Annotated in this window: 16 protein-coding genes and 1 pseudogene; 4 read left to right on the forward strand and 13 right to left on the reverse strand. The window is 64.6% G+C overall.

What is annotated here, in order from left to right; genetic code table 11:
* Nucleotides 1-61: 61 nt before the first annotated feature.
* The 5 genes from CJU94_RS25630 to CJU94_RS25650 form a co-directional block, all read right to left on the reverse strand.
* The gene (locus CJU94_RS25630; RefSeq protein WP_167397573.1) at nt 62-1,015 is read right to left on the reverse strand and encodes a lysophospholipid acyltransferase family protein; all 954 of its coding nucleotides are present in this window, start codon (nt 1,013-1,015) and stop codon (nt 62-64) included.
* A gap of 490 nt (nt 1,016-1,505) precedes the next feature.
* On the reverse strand, nt 1,506-3,578 hold the full coding sequence (locus CJU94_RS25635; RefSeq protein ID WP_157763809.1) for a fimbria/pilus outer membrane usher protein: 2,073 nt from the start codon (nt 3,576-3,578) through the stop codon (nt 1,506-1,508).
* 591 nt (nt 3,579-4,169) lie between these two features.
* Nucleotides 4,170-5,060, reverse strand: a complete 891-nt coding sequence (locus CJU94_RS25640; protein WP_095421444.1) for a transglutaminase family protein — start codon at nt 5,058-5,060, stop codon at nt 4,170-4,172.
* The gene (locus CJU94_RS25645) at nt 5,057-7,717 is read right to left on the reverse strand and encodes a circularly permuted type 2 ATP-grasp protein (protein ID WP_095421445.1); all 2,661 of its coding nucleotides are present in this window, start codon (nt 7,715-7,717) and stop codon (nt 5,057-5,059) included. Before CJU94_RS25645 ends, CJU94_RS25640 begins: the two co-directional genes overlap by 4 nt.
* A gap of 29 nt (nt 7,718-7,746) precedes the next feature.
* Nucleotides 7,747-11,235 (reverse strand): transglutaminase family protein, encoded by a 3,489-nt coding sequence (locus tag CJU94_RS25650; protein ID WP_095421446.1) that lies wholly within the window; start codon nt 11,233-11,235, stop codon nt 7,747-7,749.
* Nucleotides 11,236-11,557: 322 nt separating this feature from the next.
* Between CJU94_RS25650 and CJU94_RS25655 the strand changes: the two are divergent.
* Both CJU94_RS25655 and CJU94_RS25660 read left to right on the forward strand, forming a co-directional pair.
* A pseudogene (locus CJU94_RS25655) lies at nt 11,558-12,646 on the forward strand (zinc-binding metallopeptidase family protein); the annotation flags it as partial.
* A gap of 530 nt (nt 12,647-13,176) precedes the next feature.
* Complete coding sequence (locus tag CJU94_RS25660) at nt 13,177-15,036, forward strand: adhesin (RefSeq protein WP_095421448.1); 1,860 nt, start codon at nt 13,177-13,179, stop codon at nt 15,034-15,036.
* 135 nt (nt 15,037-15,171) lie between these two features.
* Here the strand turns inward: CJU94_RS25660 and CJU94_RS25665 are convergent, their stop codons facing one another.
* The 3 genes from CJU94_RS25665 to CJU94_RS25675 all read right to left on the reverse strand — a co-directional run bounded on the left by CJU94_RS25665 (nt 15,172) and on the right by CJU94_RS25675 (nt 17,896).
* Complete coding sequence (locus CJU94_RS25665; RefSeq protein WP_095421449.1) at nt 15,172-16,443, reverse strand: DUF3443 domain-containing protein; 1,272 nt, start codon at nt 16,441-16,443, stop codon at nt 15,172-15,174.
* 11 nt (nt 16,444-16,454) lie between these two features.
* Nucleotides 16,455-16,904 carry a DUF2844 domain-containing protein gene (locus tag CJU94_RS25670; RefSeq protein WP_095421450.1) on the reverse strand — a complete coding sequence of 150 codons (450 nt, stop codon included), beginning with the start codon at nt 16,902-16,904 and terminating at the stop codon, nt 16,455-16,457.
* Nucleotides 16,905-17,473: 569 nt separating this feature from the next.
* A complete protein-coding gene (locus CJU94_RS25675; RefSeq protein ID WP_095421451.1) occupies nt 17,474-17,896 on the reverse strand; it encodes a phasin family protein in 423 nt (140 codons plus the stop codon).
* 921 nt (nt 17,897-18,817) lie between these two features.
* Between CJU94_RS25675 and CJU94_RS25680 the strand changes: the two genes are divergently transcribed.
* Entirely contained in the window at nt 18,818-19,585 is a 768-nt protein-coding gene (locus CJU94_RS25680; RefSeq protein WP_095421452.1) for a DUF4410 domain-containing protein, read from the forward strand.
* 90 nt (nt 19,586-19,675) lie between these two features.
* Here the strand turns inward: CJU94_RS25680 and CJU94_RS25685 are convergent, their stop codons facing one another.
* The 4 genes from CJU94_RS25685 to CJU94_RS25700 form a co-directional block, all read right to left on the reverse strand.
* Nucleotides 19,676-20,353 carry a dihydrofolate reductase family protein gene (locus CJU94_RS25685; protein ID WP_095421453.1) on the reverse strand — a complete coding sequence of 226 codons (678 nt, stop codon included), beginning with the start codon at nt 20,351-20,353 and terminating at the stop codon, nt 19,676-19,678.
* Nucleotides 20,354-20,578: 225 nt separating this feature from the next.
* The gene (locus tag CJU94_RS25690; protein ID WP_095421454.1) at nt 20,579-21,202 is read right to left on the reverse strand and encodes an RNA polymerase sigma factor; all 624 of its coding nucleotides are present in this window, start codon (nt 21,200-21,202) and stop codon (nt 20,579-20,581) included.
* Between the two features lie 29 nt (nt 21,203-21,231).
* Nucleotides 21,232-22,245, reverse strand: a complete 1,014-nt coding sequence (locus tag CJU94_RS25695) for a MerR family transcriptional regulator (protein ID WP_095421455.1) — start codon at nt 22,243-22,245, stop codon at nt 21,232-21,234.
* A gap of 516 nt (nt 22,246-22,761) precedes the next feature.
* On the reverse strand, nt 22,762-23,859 hold the full coding sequence (locus CJU94_RS25700) for an NADH:flavin oxidoreductase/NADH oxidase (protein WP_095421456.1): 1,098 nt from the start codon (nt 23,857-23,859) through the stop codon (nt 22,762-22,764).
* Nucleotides 23,860-23,946: 87 nt separating this feature from the next.
* Here CJU94_RS25700 and CJU94_RS25705 point away from each other — a divergent pair, with 87 nt between their 5' ends.
* The gene (locus CJU94_RS25705) at nt 23,947-24,276 is read left to right on the forward strand and encodes an ArsR/SmtB family transcription factor (protein WP_095421457.1); all 330 of its coding nucleotides are present in this window, start codon (nt 23,947-23,949) and stop codon (nt 24,274-24,276) included.
* A 120-nt stretch (nt 24,277-24,396) separates the two neighbouring features.
* Here the strand turns inward: CJU94_RS25705 and CJU94_RS25710 are convergent, their stop codons facing one another.
* Entirely contained in the window at nt 24,397-24,828 is a 432-nt protein-coding gene (locus CJU94_RS25710) for a response regulator (protein WP_208645409.1), read from the reverse strand.
* Nucleotides 24,829-24,850 lie beyond the last annotated feature (22 nt).

The following is a 24,850-nucleotide window of genomic DNA, read 5'->3' on the forward strand; positions in this document are numbered from 1 at the left end:
GACTGTCCTGCCGTCTCGCCACTGAAGACGGGATGTGTATTTCTAGCGCTCACCGCGCGAGTTATCTGAGCGGCGCAAATGCGTACATTGAAGGATGTCCGGCGGCCAGGGCACGCGCATAGTTGTCTCGCAGGGCCTTCTCTATGCAGTCGGCCACGCGCTGAGGCGCGTCGCTGTGCGCCAGTTCGAGCGGCTCGAATACGACGGCGCCGAAACGCCCATGCTCGAAGCGCAGATAGAACGGCAGCAGCAGCGCGTCGAGCGGCGCGCCCATGCGAAATACGCCGTTATGGATCCGCGATGGACGCCCGAACAGGCAGACGCCGACCGTCTCCATGGGATAACCGCTCAGCGTAAACGGCGGCGCATCGGAGAACAGCACGACGACACCGTTGCGTTTGAGCGAGCGCGCCGCGCGCAAACCCAATCCGCTGCGGTTGGTTTCGCTATACGTGTGGAGGATGTCGATGTGTGGAATCATCGCGTCATCGCTTCCGTAGATATTCTGTGGCACACCCGAGACGACACCGATCGACACGAGACCGAGTTGCTTGCGCAGTTCGTCGATCAAGTAAATGTTTGCGTATTGAGAGACGTAATGAAATGGCGAAACGATGACCGGCCGCCCGGGCGTCGCCGTTTTGATCTTTCTGATGATCTGCGCCAGCACGCTCGCCGCACGTTGCAGATCCGGCCATGCCTCCGCGCGATTGCGCTGGCGACCGAAGTGAAGCCGTTGATCGATCAGTTTCTCCAGCACCCTGCCGGGCAGCACGCGGCGATCGTCGACAGGGGCGAGCTTCAGCACGTCGTGCCCGATTTCCCGCCGCTCGAGACCGCTCCAACGGAGCCTCGCGTTAAAACAGCTCCTCACATACCACGCGGAAATGGCAAGCGGCTCGATCGCGCGCAACGGGATGCGCGCAAGGCACGCGCCCTTGAGCCGGTCGCGGCTGCGTTTCGCAGCGCGCGTGAAAGCGGCGGGCAACGCACGCAACGCTTTGAATAACCGCATGCTTGTTCCTTCGTTTCGGTGACATAGCCGCTCCACGGGAACGCCATGATTCGTCGTCCGCACGCGAAGCCCGATCGCGGGCGACCGGGCTTCGCGAGGCTGCGGGCGGGCAATCAGCCCGCCCTTGCACCGCTATGGCAACGCTGCTTAGCTGCGTGCGCCCGGCTGAGCCGCCGGAGCTGCGGCCGGTGCAGCGGTCGGCGCCGAGGCCTTGGACGCGCTCGCCGGCGCACAGCAGCACTTGCAGCAGCCGCCAGCGATTTTCGATTGAGCCAGTGCGTTACGATCGATCTTTTGCATTTTCTTGCCTTTTAATGAGGATATTTAAATGAGTAAAACTAACTACAACCGCTACTTCTAACTACGACCTGCAAAACATGGCTATACCTCTTGCGAGGCTCGGCCAATCCTTGAATCCTTTAGCTACCCGGTCGACGCACGGTCTTTGAAGAGCGCGATTGCAGATCCTGCTGACCTGCCCGACGCAGCATTAGTGATGTCCGCCCCCACGCTGGAGGTCCGACCAGGAGACGACCGAATTGCGGACGTATACCTTCATGGGCATCACATTCATGAACAGCATCAGCCGCTCGGCCCCTTCCGTCTGGTCCGCGGTTGCGACATTCGAAGCGATGCTCTCGCCCGCGGGCTGACGCGTCACGACGCCCGTATTCAACGGTGGCGCTGTCTGCGTACTCGCCGGTTCGGCCCTGTTGTCGGGTAAAGCGCGTTGGGGACCGACTTCAATCAGGTCCGCGCTGCCGGGCAGCAGATGCGGCACGGCCACATAGCCGGGACTGCCCGCGCTCGCGTCCGGATACTCCGGCACGCCGGCGCCGGCAGCACGCTTCGGCTGCGCGGCATCCGTTCTGTCGACTGGCCCTTCGGCGAGCGTGATGCCTTCCCTGCGGGCAAACACCGAGCCCCGAATGTTCGCCGACACCTGCGAATAGCCCGACCCGCCGCTCGCGCCTGCGCCGAAAGTCGCGTAGGGACTGTGGTACTGGACATTGCCGCCACCCATGGTCGACTGGTCCGAGTGCGTGCCGTACAGGCCGTAATCCAGTTCGTTCGCGGTGCCTGTCGATCCCACGAGCGTTGCCTGTTCGGACCAGCCGGCACGACTGTCATGCATCAAGCCGGACGATAGCGCTGGAGCACGCTCCGCCTTGCCAAGCGGCACCGAGACGGTGGCGAACAGCTGGTTGCTCATCGGCCCGCTCAGTCCGGTGCGCTGCCGGGAAACCGACACCGTGTAGTTCAGATTCGCATTGGCCACGCGTAACGCGCCGGTGTAGCCGATCTGAAACTGCGTGTCGGAGCCCGAACGGTTCCAATAGTCCGAGGTCGAGCCGACGACATACAGCGTGCCGGCGGCGGCGCCGAGGCGCTGGTTCAGCGCAATCTGCAACTGGTTGCGCCGGCGGCCGACGCCACGTGGGTTGGAACCCGTTAGCACCGCGTCGCGTTCCAGCATCGCGTCGCGCAATGACAGAAAGCCGCCGGATGAGTAGCCATACGCGGCGATCGAGACGTTCGTATCCATCGGCTCGATGAACTTGCTATAGCCGATGCGCAAGCTCGCACCTCGCGTACTTCGCGACTGCGCAATGTCGGCCTGAGCCGCCGACACGTCGGCCGACAGCGCGCCGATCGGCGTACGGAGCGCCGCACCGATCAAGCCGGAGACATAGCCTTGCGCGGCAATCGCGCCGCTGTATCCTGTCACCATGCCGCTGAAACCGTGCTGGACCGTGCCTTGCACCAGCGCGTCGTGGCGCCTGATCTGCGGGTCACGGGTCACGCCACCGGCGAAGCTGAATCGCGTGGAGGACTGACGCAACAGCGGCACGGCGCGGGGATACGGAACCGCGAAACTGTGCCGGCTGCCATCAGCCTCCGTCACCGTCACAAGCAGATTGCCGCCATAACCGGTTGCCGCAATGTCGTCGATCTCGAACGGTCCCGGCGCAACCGCCGCTTCGTACAAGCGGTTGCCGTTCTGTGTCACGGTGACAAGCGCATTCGACATGGCCACACCGCGCACGATGGGCGCGTAACCTGGCACCGCCTCGGATACCGCGCTATCGACGCTATCGGCGCTTTCCAACTTGACACCACGCAAGCCGACGCTGTCGAAAACAGCGCCGTCCGTGAACTGGTCGCCGAGAACGGCGCGGCTTTTCAGCGACGGAATGTCACGCTGCAGGTAAGCCTCGATGTTCTGATATGACGTGCCTCGGCCCGTCACGGACTGAAGCGCGCCCCGCTCGCGCACTTGCCAGCTGCCGATCCTCGCGCCGGCGGTAAAGCCAAGATAATTCCGTGTATCCGCTGTTCCCTGCGCTGCCGTATGGAACGTATTGAAAGCGTAACCGAGCGACGCCGACGGACCTTCCGCATGCGGAGCCACGATAGGCTCGCTCCCGGGCGCTGCCTGTCCCGGGTCCGTCGCGGAAGCGCTCGCACCGTCGTCATGCTGATCGTTGAACTGCGCGCTTGCGCCCGAATCGGTCTGGGCATGGCCCGACGCCGACACACAGGCGCCAAGCGCACCGAGCATCAGCGCATGGGTGCGCCTCCGCGCTCCCCTGCTCAACCCCCGTTTAAATTCGGACTGTCCTTTTGCCGCCATTTCAACTATCAATGTTCGTCGTTCCAAGCGTGCTGTGAGGCAGCCGGTTTCGCGTGACTGCATCCCGGTCGATCGAAAACGGCGCCACGCGACGAGCAAGCGTTGCAACGATGCTTGCAACGATTCCCGCAAAGAACGTGCAGCAGGTTTATTCCAGGTCAGGACACTTTCTTCAGGTTGCCCGAGAGCAACGGGTGAAAGTATCCGCGTTGGCGATCTCGCCAGCTATACGATTTCACTGAGAGAACGTCGGAACTTTCCCAAAGATGTCATGGGATTACGCGGGAGATGCTGGCGCCGAGTGGCATAAACATGGCATAAACACGGCATGAACATGCTGTCGAGTAAAGCGGCTGCCGAGGGAGAGGTCCGCACCGCTCAGACCGAGCGGTGGAGTCGTGATCGAGCGAGCCGCGACGCAAGTTCGCGGTCCTGAACGTGATCGATCGCTGGAAATGCGGGACGACAATGCGCGACGGAACGGGCGCTGGAAAATGGGCCGCCGGGCGCGGCGCGCGCCTAGAGCGCGAGAACCGTCACCCCTACTTCCACCCGATGGGCGCCGCCGCCGAGAATCATCCCGCGCAGCAGGGACACGTCGCTGTAATCGCGGCCAATGGCCAGCGTGACGTGATCGAGATCGGCAAGCACGTCGTTGGTCGGATCGAGATCGATCCAGCCGCTGCCGGGGCAATGCACCGACACCCACGCGTGGGACGCGTCCGCGCCGATCAAACGCGGCTGCCCAGGCGGCGGATCGTTGCGCAGATAGCCGCTCACATAGCGCGCCGGCAAACCCAGCGAGCGCAGGCAGCCGATCATCACCTGAGCGAAGTCCTGACACACCCCGCTTTTCAGTTCGAAGGCGCGTTCGGCCGGGGTATCGAACATCGTCGCGGAAGGCTTGTAGGCGAAGTCTTCGTGAATGCGGTGCATCAGATCGATCGCGCCCGCGGCGATAGGCGAGCCGGGCGGAAAGCTCGGCAACGCATAGGCGCGCAACGACGGCCGCGGCACGATGTTCGGCGACGCGAAACAGAACTCCACCTCGGGCCGGAACTGGCCGCCGACGCGAAAGCGCAGCGCCTCGGCCACGTCGTCCCATTCGGGTGTCGACTCGGGGTCGAGGTCGGTCCAGCGCGGCGTGAGCGCCACCGTGGTTTCGCTGACGAGTTGCAAGCGCTCGTGCGGCGCGTCCAGCGCGAAGTACAGGACGTCGTTGCCGAATGCGTCGATCCGGCTATTCAGATACGACGGTTCGGGTTCGATCTTCTCGCTGTGCGAGACCACGCGTTGCCACGAGCAGGCAATCGGCCGGATCGTCGCGAGATGCTGCGCGGTCTCCACATAAGTGGAGTAGCGATAGGTGGTGCGATGCGAAACGGACAGCACGGTCGGCGCGTTCTTCATGACCACACCTGTGAGGCGACGGTGCTGGCGTGGCTGAAATAACGCGCGCTGATTTCATGCGCGGCCGCGCCGGCAAATGCGCCGATCTGATCGCACACCGCAATCAGATTGCCGTAGGCGCCGTCTTCGTCGACCGCGCACAGCGCTTCGAGCGTCGGCAGCGAAGCGGCGGGCGCCATCAATTCGGCAAACGGACGATGCCGCGTGCTGCCCGCCGCCACGGCGATCTCGTCGAGCTTCTTGCGCAGGCGCTCGTACACGCCGTAGATGCCGCGCGGATTGGTGGGTTCGATGACCAGCAGGTCCAGCAACGCCGGCACTTCGAAGCGGCCCGGATACAGCGAACGATACGTGAGCGTGCTGTCGAACAACTGCAGCAGCAGATCGAAGCCGGCGGGCGTCGAGAGCTGTCCCTTGTCGGCAACGACTCGCAGTACCGACGTCATGGCCGACACACGCTCGATGTGGCGGCCCACGAACAGCAGGCGCCACGCCTCGTCGCGTGTCATACGGTCGCCCTGCGCGCCGCTGATCGCCGACAACTGCACCGACAGGTGTTCGAGCGCGTTCATCAGCGTGACGCGGTCGTAACGCTCGTAGCGTTCGCCGTTGCCGTTGCGACTGCCGTTGCCGTTGCGACTGCCGTTGCCGTTGCCTTGCGACCCGCCGCCGTTGTATCCCGGAGCCGGCATCAGCGTCTGCAACGCGTCGCGGAAATCGTTGCGCGCAGCAAGAATCGTGCGCCAGTGATCGTTCGACAGACGCCCGCGCACTTCCCCGTTCGAGCGCGCCTGGCAATTCAGGTTCTGGCCAATGCTCGCGGCGCCGGTGCTCTCGCTCAGATTGGCGACCAGCGCGCGCTCGAAGGCTTGCGGCGAATGCGGCGAGAACATGTCGCCGGACTGCACGAGCCCGCAATGCATGGCGAGTTCGACCAGGGTCGGAAACATTGCGTCGGCGTCGTTGCCCTCCAGCGAGCCGAGAATCAGACGCAGCAGACGCACGTTGTTTTCGGCGCGCTCGCCGTAACGTCCGGCCCAATACAGGTTTTCCGCCGCGCGGCTCGACACGGTGCGGTGCTTGCGCGCGAGGTCGGCGGGTTGCATCGGCGAAGGCAGCAGCGTGAAGGTCGACGTCGGCTGGCTCGACAGCACCCACGTATCCACGCTGCTGCCGCCGTACTGCATGGACACCGTGGTCTGGCGTTCGGCGGCGAGGCGGGTGAAGCCGCCCGGCATCACGTGCCAGCCGCCGTTGACGTCGGCAATCGCATAGACGCGCAGCACCGACGGACGGCCACCGACGGTGCCGTCCTCATAACGCGGCGCGCAGGAAAAGCGCTGCGCCTGCTGGATCGTGTAGGTGTCGGGCATGGCCTCGATGCGCTCGCGCCATGTCGCGAGGCGCTGCCTGCCCTGCTCCAGGCCAGGCGGCGCATCGCGCCCGGTGACCGGCCAGGTCGGCACGATGAACGCTTCATCGAGGCGCGCGAAGACATGATTGCGCGCCGCCTTTTCGCCGCACCACCATGTCGGCACGCTCGGCAAGACGAGGTCTTCGCCGAGCAGCACTTCGGCGATGCCCGGCAGAAAGCCGTGCAAGGCCGGCGATTCGACAAAGCCCGAGCCCGGCACGTTCGAGACGATCACATTGCCCGCGCGCATCACCTGCAGCAGGCCGGGCACGCCGATGCTCGAATCGGCGCGCAGTTCGACCGGGTCGCAGAACGCGTCGTCCAGACGCCGCAGCACCACATGCACGCGTTCGAGGCCGGCGAGGGTCTTCAGATAGAGCTTGTCGTCGCGCACGGTCAGGTCCTTGCCTTCGACCAGCGTCACGCCGAGATAGCGCGCGAGGAACACGTGCTCGAAGTAGGTTTCGCTAAACGGCCCCGGCGTGAGAAAGGCGATATGCGGCGAACGGTCGACATCGTCGCCGTCGTGGCGCATCGTGGCCTGCGCCGCCTGCACGAGGGTCGCGATCAGTTGCGAATAGGTCGGCGCGAGCCGGCTCACGCGCAGGGCGCGGAACGGGTCGGCGAACAGCGTCGAGACGATCAGGCGGTTTTCCAGCGCGTACCCGAGCCCCGACGGCGCCTCGGTTCGATGCGCCATCACGGTCCAGTCGCCACTGGGCGTGCGCGCCAGATCCACCGCGACCACTTGCAGATACTGGCCGCCCGGCGGCGTGAAGCCCTTCACCGAGCGCAGATAGCCGGGATGGCCGAACACCAGCGCGGGCGGCAGTTGCCCGCGCTCGAGCAGCGTTTGCGGCCCATAAATATCGGCGACGATCGCGTTGAGCAGATGCGCGCGCTGCGTCACGCCGAGCTCGATATGCGCCCACTCGTCCTCGCTGATCAGGAACGGCAGCAGGTCGAGCGCCCACGGCCGCGGCTCGCCGTTGTCCGCATAGACGTTGTAGCTGATGTCGTTGTCGCGGATCTGCTGCGCGACCGAGGCGAGATGATCGTCGAGCCGCGCAATGCCGACCTCGCCGAGCCGCTCGAAGAATTGCCGCCACGGTTCGCGCAACGCGCCCGCGGCGTCGCGTAGCTCGTCCCAATGTCCCTCGTGAGCCGGCAGCAGGCGCAGCAGGGACGAAGCGTCCGCGTGCGCCGCGGACGTTTCGAAGGGAAAAGTCGATTGAAAGGCCAAGGTCGTGTCGTTTTAAGAGTGTGCGGGTTTTACCAGTAGCGCAGATCCAGTGTGAAAGGAAATTCCAGACTGCGCTGCGGCGCATCGACCGTGAGCGGCCCCGGCGTATGTCCCGACGCGAAGAAGCGCGCGCGCCGCCGGCTTTCCGCCTCATAGGCGTTGATCGGGAAGGTCTGGTAATTGCGCCCGCCCGGATGAGCGACATGATACTGGCATCCGCCCACCGAGCGGCCACTCCATGTATCGACCAGATCGAACGTGAGCGGCGCGTCCACGCCGATGGTCGGATGCAGCGCCGACGGCTGCGACCACGCGCGAAAGCGCACGCCGGCCACATATTCGCTGACCCGGCCGGTCGGCTGCAACGGCACCGGCACGCCGTTGACGGTCAGCACATGACGGTTCTCGTTCAGCCCCAGCGCGCGCACTTCGAGCCGCTCCACCGAAGAATCCACGTAACGCACCGTGCCGCCGGCCGAGCCCTCCTCGCCCATGACGTGCCACGGTTCGAGCGCGTTGCGGATCGTCAGCGAGACGCCGTTTACCGTCGTTTCGCCGACCAGCGGGAAGCGGAATTCGAAGTGCGGCGCGAACCAGCTGCTGTCGAAGGCGAAGCCCGCGCGGTTCAGTTCGCCGAGCACGTCGTCGAAATCCATCTTCACGAAGGTGCCGAGCAGGAAGCGGTCGTGCAATTCCGTGCCCCAACGCGTGAGCCGCTGCGTGTACGGCGTGTGCCAGAAACGCGCCACCAGTGCTCGCAACAGCAGTTGCTGCACCAGACTCATGCGCGCGTGCGGCGGCATTTCAAAGCCGCGCAGTTCGAGCAGGCCGAGACGGCCGGTCGGGCCATCCGGCGAATAGAGTTTGTCGATGCAGAACTCGGCGCGGTGCGTGTTGCCCGTGACGTCGATCAGGATGTTGCGCAGCGACCGGTCGATCATCCACGGCGGCAGGCTGGCGCTTTCGCGGCCGCCGAGCATGTCGATCTGCCGCTGCAATTCGCGCATCGCCACTTCGAGCTCGTAGACCTGATCGTTGCGCGCTTCGTCGACACGCGGCGCCTGGCTGGTCGGCCCGATGAACAGCCCGGAAAACAGGTACGACAGCGACGGATGGTTGTGCCAGTAAGCGATCAGGCTCGCCAGCAGATCGGGACGGCGCAGGAACGGACTGTCGGCGGGCGTCGCGCCGCCCAGCACGAAGTGATTGCCGCCGCCGGTTCCGGTGTGGCGCCCATCGGTCATGAACTTCTCGCTGCTGAGGTAGCTTTCAGCCGCGGACTGGTACAGATACTCCGTATGGTCGACCAGTTGATCCCAGTTCGCCGCCGGATGAATGTTCACCTCGATCACACCGGGGTCTGGCGTGACCTGCAGCATTTTTAGGCGCGCGTCGCGCGGCGGCGGATACCCTTCGAGCACCACCTGCATGCGCAACTCGGCCGCTGTTGCCTCGACGGCGGCGAGCAGGTCGAGATAATCGTCGAGTTCGGTGAGCGGCGGCATGAACACGTGCAGCAGCGTGCGGCCGCTGCCGAACGCCTCCGTTTCCGCCTTCGGACCGGCCGCGCGTTTCGGATCGCGCGCTTCGACGCAAATCGCCGTGCGAATGGTTTCCTTCGACGACTGCCCGCGCGCCGGCATCGGCTCGTCGCCGGGCTGACGCGCATAGGCCAGCACGCCGCCGCCTGGCATGCCGCTCAGCAATTCCGCCGCCGAAGACGACAGCGCCGCGGCGCGACGCACATCGGCGGCGCTCATGCCGCTCTGGTCGCCGTCGCGCGGTCCGGCGTCGTACTGCATGCGCAACTGCGCGGCCGGGCGCAACGGCACGGGCGGCGCAAACGGATCGTGCGCGTGCTGATACGGATAGTCGGTCTTCGACACCCACGGCAGCGAATCGAGCGGCAGGCGGTAGCCCATCGGCGAATCGCCCGGAATCAGGAACATGCGCTCGTCGCGGAAAAACCAGCGGCCGCTGACCCATTTCGGCGCCTCGTGCGGCACCTCGCGCTCGCGCGCCAGCGGCAGCACATAACCGGTCGCGCCGCCCAGCCCCGCGTCGAAGACGCGGCGCAGACGCACGCGCTCCAGTTCGTCGTCGAGGCGCGCGTCGAGCGGATCGACATTGACCGGCAGACGGCGCTCGCGCCACAGGTAGTACCAGACGTCTTCAAAACCGGGCTGGATGCAGTCCGCGTCGAGCGCGAGTTTGGCCGCGAGATGCTCGAGGAAGCGTTGCGCGTCGGCGGCGCTGTAGGTACCGGGCTCGCGCTCGTCCGCGAACAACGCGGGGTCGTGCCAGCAGGGCTCGCCGTCGGCGCGCCAGTATAGCGACATCGCCCAGCGCGGCAATTGCTCGCCCGGATACCACTTGCCCTGGCCGATATGCAGGAAGCCGTTCGCCCCGTAACGCGCACGCAGCTTTTCCATCAGCGCGACCGCGTAACCACGTTTGGTCGGGCCGAGCGCGTCCGTGTTCCATTCGGCGGCGTCGCGATCGCGCACCGAGACGAAGGTCGGCTCGCCGCCCATTGTCAGACGCACGTCCATTCCGGCGAGTTGCTGGTCGACGTGGGCGCCCATTTTCAGCACGTCGGCCCACACCGCTTCGCTGAACGGCTTGGTGACGCGCGGCGTCTCCAGCACCCGTTCGATCGACATGGTGTGTTCGAACTCGACCTCGGACTCGTCGACGGCGCCGGAGATCGGCGCCGCGCTGCCCGGCTCGGGCGTGCAGGCGACGGGGATATGCCCTTCGCCCGCCAGCAGCCCGGACGTCGGATCGAAGCCGATCCAGCCCGCGCCCGGCAGATAGACCTCGCACCACGCATGCAGGTCGGTGAAATCGACCTCGGTGCCGCTCGGCCCGTCGATGGATTTGACGTCGGGCGCGAGTTGCAGCAGATAGCCGGACACGAAACGCGCCGCCAGCCCCAGTTGCCGCAAGGTCTCGACCAGCAGCCAGCCCGAATCGCGGCACGAGCCCGCGGCGCTCACGAGCGTTTCCTCCGGCGTCTGCACGCCCGGCTCCATTCGGATCAGGTAGCGAATCTCGCGCTGCAGCCGCTGATTCAGCGCGACGAGGAAGTCAGCGGTGCCGGTCGGCGTGCGGTCGATACTCGCGACGAACTCGGCAAAGCGCGGCGTCATTGGCCGCTTGACGAGGTACGGCGCGAGTTCCAGCGCGAGGCCGGGCGAATAGTCGAAGGGAAATTGCTCGGCCGAGGGCTCGAGGAAGAAGTCGAACGGGTTGTAGACCGCCATCTCGGCGATCAGGTCCACCGTCACCTTGAATTCGCGCGTCTTCTCGGGGAAAACGAGCCGCGCCTGATAGTTGGCGAATGCGTCCTGCTGCCAGTTGATGAAATGTTCGGCCGGCTCGACCCGCATCGAATACGACAGGATCGGGGTGCGGCAATGCGGCGCAGGCCTGAGACGCACGACCTGGGGCGACAGTGAAACCAGCCTGTCGTAACGGTAATGTGTGACATGATGCAACGCGACGCGTATGGACACACCGGACTCCTGGACGAAGGATGGCAGCCCGCCAAAAAGCAAGCTTCATGCCGTTTGTTGAACAACCGCGAAAAACCGCGTGAGCTTCCCGTACCGCCCGGATCACCGCCTGCTCTGAAGTTTGCCGCGCCTGGCCGACCGTCCGGTCGATCGAACCGAGCGCCCTTCTATTGCCATTTCCCAAGCCGCGCACCAAAGCGGCGCAGCGCGGATGCACGATCATGCACGTAATGTGCGTTAAACCAGTGACGTCTGGCAAATGCGGCATGAAGATTGCGGCACTGTTCGCCCATGACTGCCATCCCACCTCCAGGCTCGACCGATGAAAACCTTCCACTGCAATCATTGCTCGCACCTCGTGTTCTACGAAAACGTTCGTTGCGAACGTTGCGAGTCGTTGCTCGGCTATGTGCCTGAACTCGCGGAAATCAGCGCGTTCGAAGTCGCCGGCGAAGAACGCTGGCGCAGCCTGCATCCGGGCGCCGAAGGCGCGCTGTTCCGTCAATGCCACAACTATGCCGTCGAAAACGTCTGCAACTGGATGATCCCCGCCGACTCGCCGGACGTGCTGTGCCGGGCCTGTCAGCTGACCCTGACGATTCCGAATCTCGGCGCGCCGGACAACCGGCTTTACTGGTACCGGCTGGAGATGGCCAAGCGCCGCCTGCTCTACACTCTCGCCGAACTCGGCCTCGACGTGAAGTCGCGGCAGGCCGACCCGGAGCATGGCCTCGCCTTCGAGTTCCTCGAGGACGGCGGCGACGGGTCGCGCGTCATGACCGGCCACGATAACGGTCTCATCACGCTGAATATCGCCGAAGCCGACGACGCCTACCGCGAGAAAGTCCGCACCGCGATGGGCGAGCCCTACCGCACCTTGCTCGGCCACTTCCGGCACGAGACCGGGCACTACTACTTCAGCCAACTGGTGGAGAACAACCCACGCTGGCTCGAGCCCTTCCGAAAGCTGTTCGGCGACGAAAGCGCGGACTACGGCGAGGCGCTGAACGCCTACTATCGGGACGGCGCGCCGGCCGACTGGCAGGCGTCGTACATCAGCGCGTATGCCACGATGCATCCCTGGGAAGATTGGGCCGAGACGTGGGCGCACTACATGCTGATCGTCGACGTGCTGGATACCTCGACCTCTTACGGTGTCGCGCTGCTGCCCGACGACCCCAGCGAGCCGACGCTGACCGATCGCACGCCGGTGGAAGACGCCAGCTTCGACAATCTGATGAAGCGCTGGTTTCCGCTCACCTATGCGCTGAACAGCCTGAACCGGAGTCTCGGCATGCCGGACGGGTATCCGTTCACGCTCGCCGCGCCGGTGGTGGAGAAACTGCGCTTCGTGCATCGCGTGATCGAGGCGGCTTGCGACAAGTCTTTGCCGCGCGAAGCGGCGACGCCGCCAGGCGAGGCACCTGTGGCGCAGCCAGTGGTGCAAGCCGGGGGGCAGCCAGCAGCGCAAGCCGGTGCCGCGCCGGCCGAACCCATCGCGGCGCAGCCAGCCGCGCCAGTCGAGGCTTCCCCGGCTCCGCAGGCTCCGGCTCAGCCGGTGGACGCCCCGGCGCCGCCGCTGGAGCCAGTGGCGTCCGAACCACCGTTGCAGCCTGAGCCCGCCACCGTCCAGCCGGCTACGTCGAAGCGGCCCATGCGGCGGCGCTAAGAACAGTCTCGAAGCGCGCTCGCACTCGAAGGCCTCTGCCACAGTCCTTCTCAAAATAAGACTCCTCCTAGATGCAGCCCGGTCGAATTCTTTGACAATCGGATTCCGTTGGCGACACGCAGTTAGTGGAAATCGCCCTCAGCCGGCGCGACGTGCTTCCGGGCATACGTCGCAAGCGGCTGTGGGTGTCACGCGCCCCGTCGCCCGCCTTCCTGTCATTGACCGCAACGCGCGTGCGGAACAACGCACGCCGTTCACCCTCGACCCCAGCCATGAGCACCGAATTTTCCCTCGATCGATTCGAATCCCAGATCCAGTCCCGTGACTACGACGCCGCGCACGAGGAGTTCTGCGCACTGCTCAGAACGCTGAGCGAAAAGCGCGGCACGCTCGGCAGCGAGCGCTTTGCCCGCAGCAGTCCGAACTCGCCCGGCGACGAGGCGTCGCTGCGCACCCTCCAGCGCATCGCCGACGGATTCACCGCGCTGTTTTCCGCGCCCGAGTACACGCTCGCAGCGGAAAAAATGAACACCATGTTCTGGGGGCGGCCGTGGATCAACATGATCTTCGCCGTGACGTCGTATGGTTCGACCGACCACATCGTGCACGCGCTGCTCGACGCCGCCGCGGACAGCAACGACGCCGCCACGCGCGATGCCTTGACGCGCAAGCAACTCGTGCTCTACACCTCGGGCTCGCAATACGATATCGATTTCGCCGACCTCCACCGGTGCGATCCGGTGCTCGCCACCAGCCTCGGCATTTCGATCGTCAGCGCGGCGGTGCATATTTCCCCCGCCGCGCACGAAAAACGCGAACGGCTGCTCGCCTGGCTGCCGGACGCGCTGGATACCATCGAAGACCTCGACGACTTGCCGACCGCCGCCGTGTGCGGCGCCTACATGCATTGCAGCTACTCGACCTCGCCCGAGCGGCATGCGATCAAGCGCAGCATCAACAAACTGGTTCGCAGAAAGCTGGAGACGCTCGGCCTGCTCGATCATGAAGCGAGCGTCGCACGCTCGCCGTTGAAACGGCGCGAGCCGAACCGCAAGCCGGTGATGCTGGTGGTGCTCGAATGGTTCACGGGCGGCCATTCGATCTACCGCACCCATTCACGCACGATGCTCGCCGCGCGCCAATACTTCGAAGTCGTCGCGTTCGGCGAGGCGCAGCATGTCGACGAAACGGGGCGCGCGATTTTCGACCGTTTCGTCGAATTCGAGCATCCGGAATATATCGGCGACTGCATCCGCCAGATCCAGGCATTCGCCACGCGCGAGCAGCCCGACGTGCTCTATATGCCGAGCGTCGGCATGTTCTCGCATACGATCTTTCTGTCGAACCTGCGCGTCGCGCCGCTACAGATCGCGGGGCTCGGCCACCCGGCGACGATGCATGCGGCGCATATGGATTACGTGAGCGTCGAAGAGGATTTCGTCGGCGATCCGGCGTGCTTCAGCGAAACAATGATGCGTTTGCCAAAGGATGGCCAACCATACGTGCCGTCGCAACTGCTCACCGAGATCGTGCCGTGCGTTCCGGTGCGCGGCGACGTCGTCAACATCGGGGTGACCGCCAGTGCGATGAAGATCAATCCGCTCTTTCTCGAGACCTGCAAGGCGATCGTTCGCACCGCTCGCGTGCCGGTCAAATTCCATTTCTTGACCTGCTGGAGCGAAAGCATCGATCTGGCGTACGTCAGAAAGTCGATTCACGCGACACTGCCGGAATCGAGCGTGGACGTGTACGGTTCGCTCGACTATCCGACGTATCTAAAGGTCCTCAACACGATGGACATGTTCGTGAGCCCGTTCCCGTTCGGCAACACGAACGGCATCGTCGATTCGTTCACGATGGGCCTGCCCGGCGTCAATCTGTGCGGACGCGAAGTATTCGAACACATCGACAGCGGCCTCTTCGAGCGCGCCGGCCTGCCGTCGTGGCTGACAACTCACTCGACCGGCGAATACGTGCGCGCCGCCGCCCGGCTGGCCGAGCAGCACGATGAGCGCGAAGCGTTGCGGCGGCATCTGATCGATGGAAAAGCCGTCGAACGGATTTTCGCGGGACGTCCGCAGGCGTTCGGCGAAGCCGTCATGGCGTTGCTGGAGGGTCTGCGCAAAACATAAGCGGCGATTCCTCGTCAACTGACGGGCCGCGGCGGAACAGGTTCCGTCGCGGCCCGTTTTCACATCTGGGCGATTCCAACAAGGCGCCGGACCAACGCCGGCCGGCGCGTCGTAGAGGGCGGCCGGTGCCCGAACTCAATAGGCGACGTAAGGGCCCATGCCGCCCGGCGTCGGCTGCTGCTCGACGGCGGCGTACACATTGCGGCCGTAGAAGAACGGCAATCCCCAATCGAAAATGGTCGACTGCACGAAAGCCGGTCCCGCCAGCAGCGGCAGCGCCGAATCGCCGCTATACGTGTGCGCAATCGTCGTGGCGTTGCCGACGCTGAAATTCACCGCGCTCGTGGTGCCGTTCACGCCCTGGATCATCGCGCTCAATTGCTCGGTCGAAACCGGGCAGTAGTACGCATTGTTCGGGCTCGCGCACACCGGCAACGCGCTGGTCTGGAAGAACAGTCCGGTCGAGCCGCTGTCCAGAATACTGTGCGAATACGTGGTGCCGTTCTGCACGGTCGTGAAGGTGCCGTTCGACGGACTCACGCCGATCACCTGTGCGCCGCCGAGCATATTGTTGGTCTGCGTGCCGATGCCGAACACCAGTTGCCCGCTGACCGACTGCGCGGCGCCCGACACCGTCGGCAGGCTCAGCATCGAACCGTTGTTGTCGGTGGCGAAGTACGGAATCGGATTGGCGACCTGAAGTTCTTCCGCAAGCGGAATCGACGTGCACGTCGTGCCGGTGCAGCCGTAATACGTGCCGGCCAGCGCCTGCTGCACGCAGTTCGCGCCGCAGTCGTGCTTGAACACGCCGATCCCGAGAATGCCGTTGGCCTGCAACGCGGCCGGCGTGTTGCGCGATGCGCCGACGCTCGCGCAATCGACAGGCAGCGATGCGTAGTTCGGGTCGATCACCTGGATCGGCAGCGAGGCGGCTTTTTCGCCGGCAATCCGCAAATCCGCGAGCTTCACCGCGCCCCACGTGTAGCCGTCGAAAAACTGCATGCATTCGGCGACCGGATGGCCCGAGGCGTCTTTCTGTTGCGGCAACGTCATCGATGCGGCCAGTTGGGAAGCAAATAGGCGCACGCCCCACGACCCGGTATCGACCAGCACGTGGTCGATGGTTTGGCACTGCGCCGTACCTGGCGCGCAAATCGTGATGCTGACGAACGGCATGTTCGGCACGGCGCTCACGCCGGCGTCGACCGTCACGCGCACGGCGTTCGCGGCCAGCACTTGCGACGACGGCGCGGTGTTGATCACGCTGGGTCCGGCCGTGTTCGAACTGCCGGAGTTGGCCGCGCTGCTGGAACCGCCGGAGCCGCCGCCCCCGCCGCCGCAAGCACTGACGAGCAACGCGAGCAGCGCCGCGCACAGCAGGGTCTTGAGAGAAAACGTGAGACGCATGATCCGCACCGTTATTGAATGACGCCGGCATCGACGCCCACGGGCACCGCTTGCGGCAGATACGCATGGCCGGCGAACGCGCGCAGATGCCCGCCGGAGTACACCACCAGATCGCTGCTGGAAACCGCGAGCGGCGTACCACGGCGCGTCGTGGTGGCGGCGACGTAGGTGTCGAACGATGCCCCCAGCATGGATTTCAGATCCGGCAGCGTCGGGCCTTCCCACGCGACGCCGAATACGATGCCGTTGGGTGCGACGTACTCGCGCACCTGCGTGCCGGACGGCAGCGTCATCAGATGAACCGAATACGCGCTTTGCGTAGTAGCCGTGTGAGCGACCGCGCGCAGGCGGGACTGATCGCTGTCTGCGCTGCTGACGTTCTGGCCGAGCGTCGCGTGCGCGGCAAACGACAGCGCGCAGCTTGCCCCGAGCATTGCGCGAGCAATGCGGGAATAGAGCATCGGTTTCAAGAGAATTCCTTCGAGGTGAAACGTTCGTGACCGCGCATCGAGCCGGTCACGAACCGGAAGCCAGGGGCGCACGCCTCGCCGGTGGTGCCGGTACGGCATTCACGCGGGTTAGCTGCGTGAATGCGTCTACGGAGTGGTGGCGCGAAACTTTAGGCAACGCGGCGAGGCGCAGCAATCGTTTGCGCAACGATTTGAACTTTTCGCCCGCACGACGACGTTCGAGCCTGTTTGATTTTTCAGGACCGGATCGCCGACGGGCACTGCTTGAGCACAGGTTTTCCGTTTAGCGTCCGTTTAAAGCGAACAACGGTGTCAGTGCCCACGGCCTATGCAGAAAAAGATTCATGCGCACAGCATTGCGCGATCGATGTAAGAAAACGCCGAAAAGATCGCGTCGAGCGATTGTTTTCCTCTGACGATACAAGGCGCCGTAATGCTGTTACACGGCACAAAAAAATGCCGTGGATGACTGGACGGTCAACCACGGCACGGGTCATCCGAGGAGCACGCCTGCGGCGCGATTCCGAAGAGCCGAGCGTTTCGACGTGTCGGCGGATGCGTTACTTCTTCTGCTGCAGGAGCGACTTCAGCTCCTGTACGTTTTCCTCTACGCGTTTTGCGATCACCGCATACGATTCGGCTTGCGTCTGATAGGCCGCTTGCGCCAGTTGTTGCATATCGGCAAGCGACTTGTGCAGGCTCTGCTGGATCAACTCGGCGGCCTTGCCCGAAGGCGCGGCGCCGCCGGCCGATAGCTGGCCGGTCAGCGACTGCAATTCGCTCAGCGTCGAGCGCAACATATCGGCCTGCTTCTGCGCGAGCGACTGCATGCCCTGGAAAGCCGTCTGATTCGCCTGAACCAGTGCTTCGACATCCTTGCGTCGCGCTTCCATGATGGCGGGTACGTCGAAGCCGGGGAGCTTGAACTGCTCCAGCATTTTGGTGAAATCGCCAAACGGATTGGCGGCGTCAGGTCGGTCCATGCGAAATCCTCCTTAACGGTTGAGTACCCACCGGCGGTGCGTTGCCACGCTGTGTTGCCGTGACGCATGCACTGGCGGCTTCGCGTGCGCCGGGCGCCCCGCAGAGGTTTGCGGCTTCTGGGGTCGGACGGCACATCGCTCCAATCATGCGCCATCCGGAAACAATGCGCCAGCGGGCACACCCTGGCCGCATAGCGTCGAGTGCATTCGCGGGGCGCGGACCGCCGCCATGCGGTACGAAAGGCCCGGTCGCCGACTCGTTGACGCTTCGCGCGCGGGCGTTTTTTTCCGCCCTTGACTGGCGAGCGGCAACGCCTGCTTTCGAGCCGCCGCCTGGAAGCGCTCCCGCCAACCAGCCGCGCAGTCCATTCGGCACGCTGCGTTGGCTTGCCCACATTGCCGCTTCTTTCGCCGCTGTTTTTCTTCCGTCAGGTGATTAGGATATGAGCACTGCAAACGCTGGTTTCTTGGTGAAGAATGCCCTATCCGCTGAACCTGGCCGTCGCCGCCTTCCTGCTGGTTTTCGTCCTTGGCTGCATCATCAAACTCGCCTTGAGCTGACGTTCGATCCACCAGCCGCCGCACGCGCGGTCGCACGACTTTAGGCCGCTTGCCGGCGCGCCCGATTCTCACCCGCACCTCCCCTCTTTCCCGCCAGGTCCGATGACTTTCGCCACGCGCGAAAGCCGTGCGCAGCGCCGCTTGCCGCTGTGACATAGGGCGAAATAATTGTTGAATGGAGTTCGGGAAGTGACTCGCCCATACTTCGTTTCGCTGCCGGTGCGTATGAAACAGAACGCATGAGATCAAGGGTGCTTCACGTGCGAGACGGCTCGCCGATGATCAACGATCCTACGGTTGCCCGATCATCGGAAGACCCGTTCGACCATACCGGCACCGCGTGCCGACGACAGGATCAACATGTTGACTTCAGTGAAATTCCTCAAAAGAAATGCCGCCCGTTTTGCCTGCGCCGCGATGGTCTGCTGCGGCGCGTTGCTGACCGGCTGCGCGAGCGGCAGCATCGACAATGCCAGCACGGCGAGCACGCCGGCCCACGTGCGGCCGGACAACATTTATGTCTACACGTTCGACGCCAGCCCGGACCAGGTCAAACTGGACGGCGGCATGATGCAAAAGATGAAGACGCAACTGGAAGGTTCGTCCGCCGCGCAAAAGCAGGCCGCTGATGCCGCCGCGGTCCGCGAGCAGGTCGCCAACGAAATCGTGCATCAATTGCAATCAATGGGTCTGCGTGCCATCCGCTCGGATATTCCCGCGCCCGCCGATCAGAACGTGCTGCTCGTGCAAGGCAGCTTCGGCACGATCGACTCGGGCAATCGCCGCCGCCGCATGCTGATCGGCCTCGGTGCGGGCAAGAGCGAGGTCAGCAGTTCGGTGCAGATTCTGTATAAGCCCGCGGGCGGCACGCCGCGACTGGTGCAGACCTTCAACGCCAGCGCGGATAGCGGCAAGGCGCCGGGCATGGGCGAGACGGCGGGCGTCGGCGCGGCGGCCGGCAGTGTCGCGACTGCGGCGGTAGCGGGCGGCGGCTTGCATGCCGTATCCGAAACCCAGCGCGCCGGGGTGTCGGCAGATGCGAAGCGCCTCGCTGACGCGGTGGCGAAGCAGATCGGAGAGATCGGCGTGAGCGGCGGCTGGCTCTCGACGGCCCACATCCAAGGCTGATAACGGATCACCGCGGCAAACGCCGCGAACCGCAAATAGCGCGAATGGCGGACGGCAACGTGGACTTCGACGTCACGCTGCCGCCCGCCTTCAGACTTTCGTATAGCGCAGCCATACAGCATCGTGGTCCGTTTTTTCAACGGATGTGAGCTTCAGGTACGCAGGCGCTTGCCACTTCTCCATCGCCACTTCGAACGAAGAAGGATGTTCGCTGCGGCCATCCACCAGCGGCAGAATCAACACGCTCACTTCGTCGACGAGACCGGCGTTCACGAACGCGCCGCTCACATGCGAGCCGCCCTCCACGATCAGCTTCTTCACGCCGAGTTCGCGCGCCAGCGTGTGCACCACCTTGTCGAGATCGATCTCGGTCGCGCCGCCGAACACGTATGAGATGCCGATCGATTGCAGGTAAGCGAGATAGTCGTCGGCAACCCGCTCGGTCAGCACTTCGACCACGTGCGATTTGAGCGCCGTGTTGCTCTTCCACGCCACGCGCCCTTGCGGGTCGATTGAAATGGCGTATTGATCCGCGTTGTGCTCGACGAAATGATCGGTGCGAGCGACCGTGCCTTTGGCGAGCCCTTTCGGATAGTCCTCGCCGTGCGCGACCTCCTGCATGGTCACCCGGCCGCAGATCCAGCCATCGGCTTCGAAGGTGGCGGCGGTGTTTTCGTACAGGTCCGACGCATAGTCGAGATGCCAGCCGTCGGTCAGACTACGGCCGTCCAGCGAGGACATCATGTGCGCGACGATATAGGGTTTCATGCGACAAGCCTCCGTGTCAGATCAATGAGAAGACCTGGCAGCAAGCGGCGTTCCGCAAACGCTGCTCGATGTAGATGAGCCGCAAGCGCCGAGGCAGCGGCATGGCCGCTGCAGTGCGCGACAATACGATTCATGCGATAACGGGCTGATCGAAGCGAACGATGCGGGCCGCCACGGCCAGCATGACCCATGCGAGCCGTGCGGCAAGCGCGGCACGAGTAACGCTCAGTAGAGGCCGCCGCGAGGCGGCGCGTGGCGAGCCTCGGCCATTCTGCGCAGCGACTCCAGCCCGCGGCTGATCCACGTCTTGACCGTGCCGATCGGCGCATCGAGCGTGTTCGCGATTTCCGATTGGGACTGGCCCCGGAAGTAAGCGAGCGCGATCGCCTGGCGCTGAACCGGCGCCAAACGGCCCAGGTAGAACGACAGACGCTCGGCGTCCAGCGAAAATTCGTGCGAGAGGTCCGGCTCGGCATCGCTCGCGGTAAGGCGCTCGTCCAGTTCTTCGACGTACACGCCCGCGTACGGATTGCGCCGCAGGTAATCGAGCGCCTGGTTCTTCACGATGCTCGACATCCACGTGGACGGCGACGCCTTGGCGGGGTCGTAAGAGCCGGCGAAGCGCCAGATCTTGATGAAGCCGTCCTGCAGCACTTCTTCCGCGGACTCGGTGGTGCGGGTCACGCGCACCGCGAGGCCGAACAGCGACGGCGCCGACGCCCGGTACAACGCTTCGAATGCCCTGGCGTCGCGCCTTGAAACGCGCTCGATGAGCGCCGCGAGACGCGCGCTCTTTTCATCCGGACCGGGTGCGCAAAGGGCCGCGTCCGTCGAAACATCTGGTGACATGGCACATCCTCCGAGACGGTGTGCGCCTGCTAGTCCTGCGCGGCCTGCGGCGCCTGCGCGCCGGCAAACCAACCTTCTTCCCGCGCGACGCGCTCGAGCGCCGCCTCGACCATCGCGCAAGCCCGGTTGCTGACGTCGCCCAGATAGCGATGCAGCGCGGCGTCCTGTGCCGAGCGCGACGTGCACGCGTCGCTGTAGCGTTCGAACGCCGACAGCTTCATGACCAGCTCGGCCAGATGGCGCGGACATTCGCACGAGATCGTCGACGACCGGCTGGCAATGGTTTCCAGTTCGCGATCGTCGTAGCGACGGCGCACGCGCGACCACACGGCGTCGTTGCCCGTGCGGTCCTGAATGCGCGCGCGTTCGCAGAGATCGCCCAGCATTTGACGGAATTCGGTCCGGCCGTCGGGCTCGCGATACAGACGCACGCCCGCCACGCGCAAAATCTCCGCCGCCGGGCCGGTGCCGAAGCCGTAGACCACGGCGATCGCTTTTGCGCGGACCGCGTCGCCGAGCGAGATGATTTGCGAGGCGACCTCCTCCTGCAACGAGTCGACGCTGACCAGCAGCGCGTCGATCGGCTCGCGGCGCTCACTGCTCGCGTCGGCAAGATCGGCAAAGGTGACGAGTTCATTCACGCCGTAGGGCCGCAAATCGACACCCGATGCCCGCAAACGCTGCTCCAGATTGCCGCCCACGAGGGCCAGCCGGAGATCGGCGGACTCGGTGAACGGCATGTCGGTCGCGCCGCCGCTCTCACGCCCGCTGCGTGTGGCAAGGAACTGCAGTTGTTCGCGATCGAGCCGCGCGATCGCGCCGATCGCGTGGCCGCGGCTCACCAGCAGCTTGATCAGGGTGAGTCGCCTGACGTCGTCTTCCGTATACAGGCGCTGGCCTGACGCGGTTTTGGCTGGGCCAACCACGCCGTAACGGCGCTCCCAGATCCGCAACGTGGTGACCGGCATCTTTGCCAGGCGCGCCGCCTCGCCGCTTCTGTAGCCCTGTTGGGCTGAGGGTTGATCGTCGGATGAAGTCATCATGAAACTCTTTATCGCGTAGCCTGATTCAAGAATACGCCTATTTGCGTAATCGTGAAACGCTTTATCGACTCATTTTGGATGCATGAAACGGATTTTTGATGCACTTACTGCCATGACCGCGTCGTTTGAATGCCCGCGAAACTACGCGCGACCACCGACGCCGCGCGATCTCCACCGTGCATGGCCACTTCGGCGGCTGACCGAACGGCGGACGCACGGACGCACCGGCGGAAGGAAGGAACGAAGGAAGGAGAGGCGGTCGAACGAACGCCCACCAGAGCGCAGGGAAACAGGCGAGCGGACGAACGGCCAGGCAGGGAAAGGAGAATGGCCGAGCGTCGGAACGCTCGGCCACGAAATCTGCGGGCGCCGTGCCCGCTCCAGCGTGCAGCAACACGCCGCGCTGGGCGCTCGCGCGGAGAAGCCAAAAGCAAACGTGCCGTCTGCCCCGGCGCATGAATCTCAGGGCAAACGGCACATCAGTGCATCGCTACAAAAGGCAAACGACGCGCAAACTCACGCGACCGCGTAGCGTTCGAGCCAATGCGCGTAAGGCGCCGGCAACGTCCACGACGGCCGCTCGATACCCAGCTTCTTCGCCGCATGGTACGGCCAGTGCGGATCGGCCAGATGCGCGCGACCGACCATCACCAGATCCAGCTGCCCGTTCTTCACCGAACGGTCCGCCAGTTCCGGCGTATCGATGCCCCATGCCGATGAAACCGGCATGCCGGCCTCGCGGCGCACGCGTTCGGCGATCGGCGCGAGAAACGCGGGTGCCCACGGAATCGCCGCGCTCGGCGTGGAAAAGCCCACGCTGACGCTCAGCATGTCCAGTCCCTCGCGCCGGAAATTCTTCGCGAGTTCGATCGACTCGGCGAGCGTTTCCTCGTCGCGGCCGTCGTACTCGATCACGCCGAAGCGCGCCGTCAACGGCAGGTGCTCCGGCCACACCTTGCGCACCGCCGCCAGCGTTTCCAGCAGGAAGCGGCTGCGGTTCTCGAGACTCCCGCCGTACCTATCGTCGCGCTGATTCGAGTGGGTGGAGAAGAAGCTCTGACCGAGATAACCGTGCGCGAAGTGCAGTTCGAGCCATTCGAAGCCCGCGTCGCGTGCTCGCTTGGCGGCGGCGACAAAATCTTCGCGAACGCGCGCGATGTCGTCGAGCGTCATGGCTTTCGGCACCTTCGGCAGATTGCCGCCGAACGCGATCGCCGACGGCGCGATGGTTTGCCAGCCGCGGCTGTCGCCGTCGGCGATGTGGTCGTCGCCTTCCCACGGGCGGTTGGCGCTCGCTTTGCGGCCCGCGTGGCCGATCTGGATGCCCGGCACCGAGCCGGCCGCCTTGATCGACGCCACGACCGGCGCGAAAGCCTGCGCCTGCTCGTCGGTCCAGATACCGGCGCAGCCCGGCGTGATACGGCCTTCGGGCGACACGGCCGTCGCCTCGACGATCACCAGCCCGGCGCCGCCGCGTGCGAGGCCGGCCAAATGCACACGGTGCCAGTCGTTGATCAGGCCGTCTTCGGCGGTGTACTGGCACATCGGCGGAATGGCGATCCGGTTGCGCAAGGAAACGTCTTTGAGCTTATAGGGCTGGAACAATGCGGACATCGGGCGAAACTCCTTTGGACTTGCTTGTACGGTAGTTCGATAAACATCGAATAACCAAGTATCGCAGAAACCTTTATCATTTGCAGGATGCGTACTTATAACCATCCCGCTGCTGAGGACTTCACGCTCGGACGGCTCTTCCATGCCCTGAGCGATCCGGTCCGCCTCGAGATCGTGCGGCGCCTCGCGTCGGTCGACGAGGCCACCTGCGGCGAGCTCGACGGCGGCCGCCCGAAATCGAGCGTGTCGCATCACTTCCGGATCCTGCGTGAGGCCGGCCTGGTGCGCACGCGTGTGGCCGGCACCGTGCATCAGAATTCCTTGCGGCGCGCGGAACTGGACAGCCGGTTTCCGGGGTTGATGGAGGCGATACTCAAGCAGATCGTCTCGGAACCGGCGTTGAACGAACCGGCTTAGGGCTCTGGCTCGGCGGCTTCGGCTTGGCGGCTTCGGCTTGGCGGCTTCGGCTTGTCGTCTCTGGCCTGGCGGCTGCGGACCTCCCCGCACCCAACGCGCATCGGCGTCGAATTAGCGCCGCTATTCGCGCCAGAACTTGCGCATCAGCGCGAGCAGCGCGGTCGGCGGCGTGCCTTTTTGACAATAGCCGTCGAAATTGTGACGTGCTTTGCCGGTTTCCTTGACGTGATCCTCATCGAGGGACGTGAACGCGACAATACCCAGACTGTGCGTCGGCAGATAGCTGCGCAGGGCGCTCGCGGTTTCATAGCCGTCGCGCTCGGGCATCATGATGTCGAGCACCACGATATCCGGCACCCAGTCGCGCACACAGCGCAGGGCCTGCTCGCAACCATTGGCGGCGCGGGCTTCCACGCCTTCGTAGGACAGGTAGGTGGCGAGCGCTTCGGCCGCGCCGACGTTGTCGTCCACGACCAGGACGCGCGGCACTTCGTGCAGTATCCGGATCTCGCGGGCGCTCCACCTTTGGCAAGTAGCGGGAGTTCGAGGCATGGGCAACACTGGCGAAAAGAAC

It is taken from the genome of Paraburkholderia aromaticivorans, assembly GCF_002278075.1.
GTDB lineage: Bacteria > Pseudomonadota > Gammaproteobacteria > Burkholderiales > Burkholderiaceae > Paraburkholderia > Paraburkholderia aromaticivorans.

Excerpts from the sequence above, each read along its gene's own strand:
- CJU94_RS25665 (WP_095421449.1), bottom strand. The coding sequence starts at position 16,443 with ATGCGTCTCACGTTTTCTCTCAAGACCCTGCTGTGCGCGGCGCTGCTC.
- CJU94_RS25690 (WP_095421454.1), bottom strand. The coding sequence starts at position 21,202 with ATGTCACCAGATGTTTCGACGGACGCGGCCCTTTGCGCACCCGGTCCG.
- CJU94_RS25660 (WP_095421448.1), top strand. The coding sequence starts at position 13,177 with ATGAGCACCGAATTTTCCCTCGATCGATTCGAATCCCAGATCCAGTCC.
- CJU94_RS25630 (WP_167397573.1), bottom strand. The coding sequence starts at position 1,015 with ATGCGGTTATTCAAAGCGTTGCGTGCGTTGCCCGCCGCTTTCACGCGC.
- CJU94_RS25680 (WP_095421452.1), top strand. The coding sequence starts at position 18,818 with ATGTTGACTTCAGTGAAATTCCTCAAAAGAAATGCCGCCCGTTTTGCC.
- CJU94_RS25685 (WP_095421453.1), bottom strand. The coding sequence starts at position 20,353 with ATGAAACCCTATATCGTCGCGCACATGATGTCCTCGCTGGACGGCCGT.
- CJU94_RS25710 (WP_208645409.1), bottom strand. The coding sequence starts at position 24,828 with ATGCCTCGAACTCCCGCTACTTGCCAAAGGTGGAGCGCCCGCGAGATC.
- CJU94_RS25700 (WP_095421456.1), bottom strand. The coding sequence starts at position 23,859 with ATGTCCGCATTGTTCCAGCCCTATAAGCTCAAAGACGTTTCCTTGCGC.
- CJU94_RS25675 (WP_095421451.1), bottom strand. The coding sequence starts at position 17,896 with ATGGACCGACCTGACGCCGCCAATCCGTTTGGCGATTTCACCAAAATG.
- CJU94_RS25640 (WP_095421444.1), bottom strand. The coding sequence starts at position 5,060 with ATGAAGAACGCGCCGACCGTGCTGTCCGTTTCGCATCGCACCACCTAT.
- CJU94_RS25695 (WP_095421455.1), bottom strand. The coding sequence starts at position 22,245 with ATGATGACTTCATCCGACGATCAACCCTCAGCCCAACAGGGCTACAGA.
- CJU94_RS25705 (WP_095421457.1), top strand. The coding sequence starts at position 23,947 with ATGCGTACTTATAACCATCCCGCTGCTGAGGACTTCACGCTCGGACGG.
- CJU94_RS25635 (WP_157763809.1), bottom strand. The coding sequence starts at position 3,578 with ATGCTCGGTGCGCTTGGCGCCTGTGTGTCGGCGTCGGGCCATGCCCAG.
- CJU94_RS25670 (WP_095421450.1), bottom strand. The coding sequence starts at position 16,904 with ATGCTCTATTCCCGCATTGCTCGCGCAATGCTCGGGGCAAGCTGCGCG.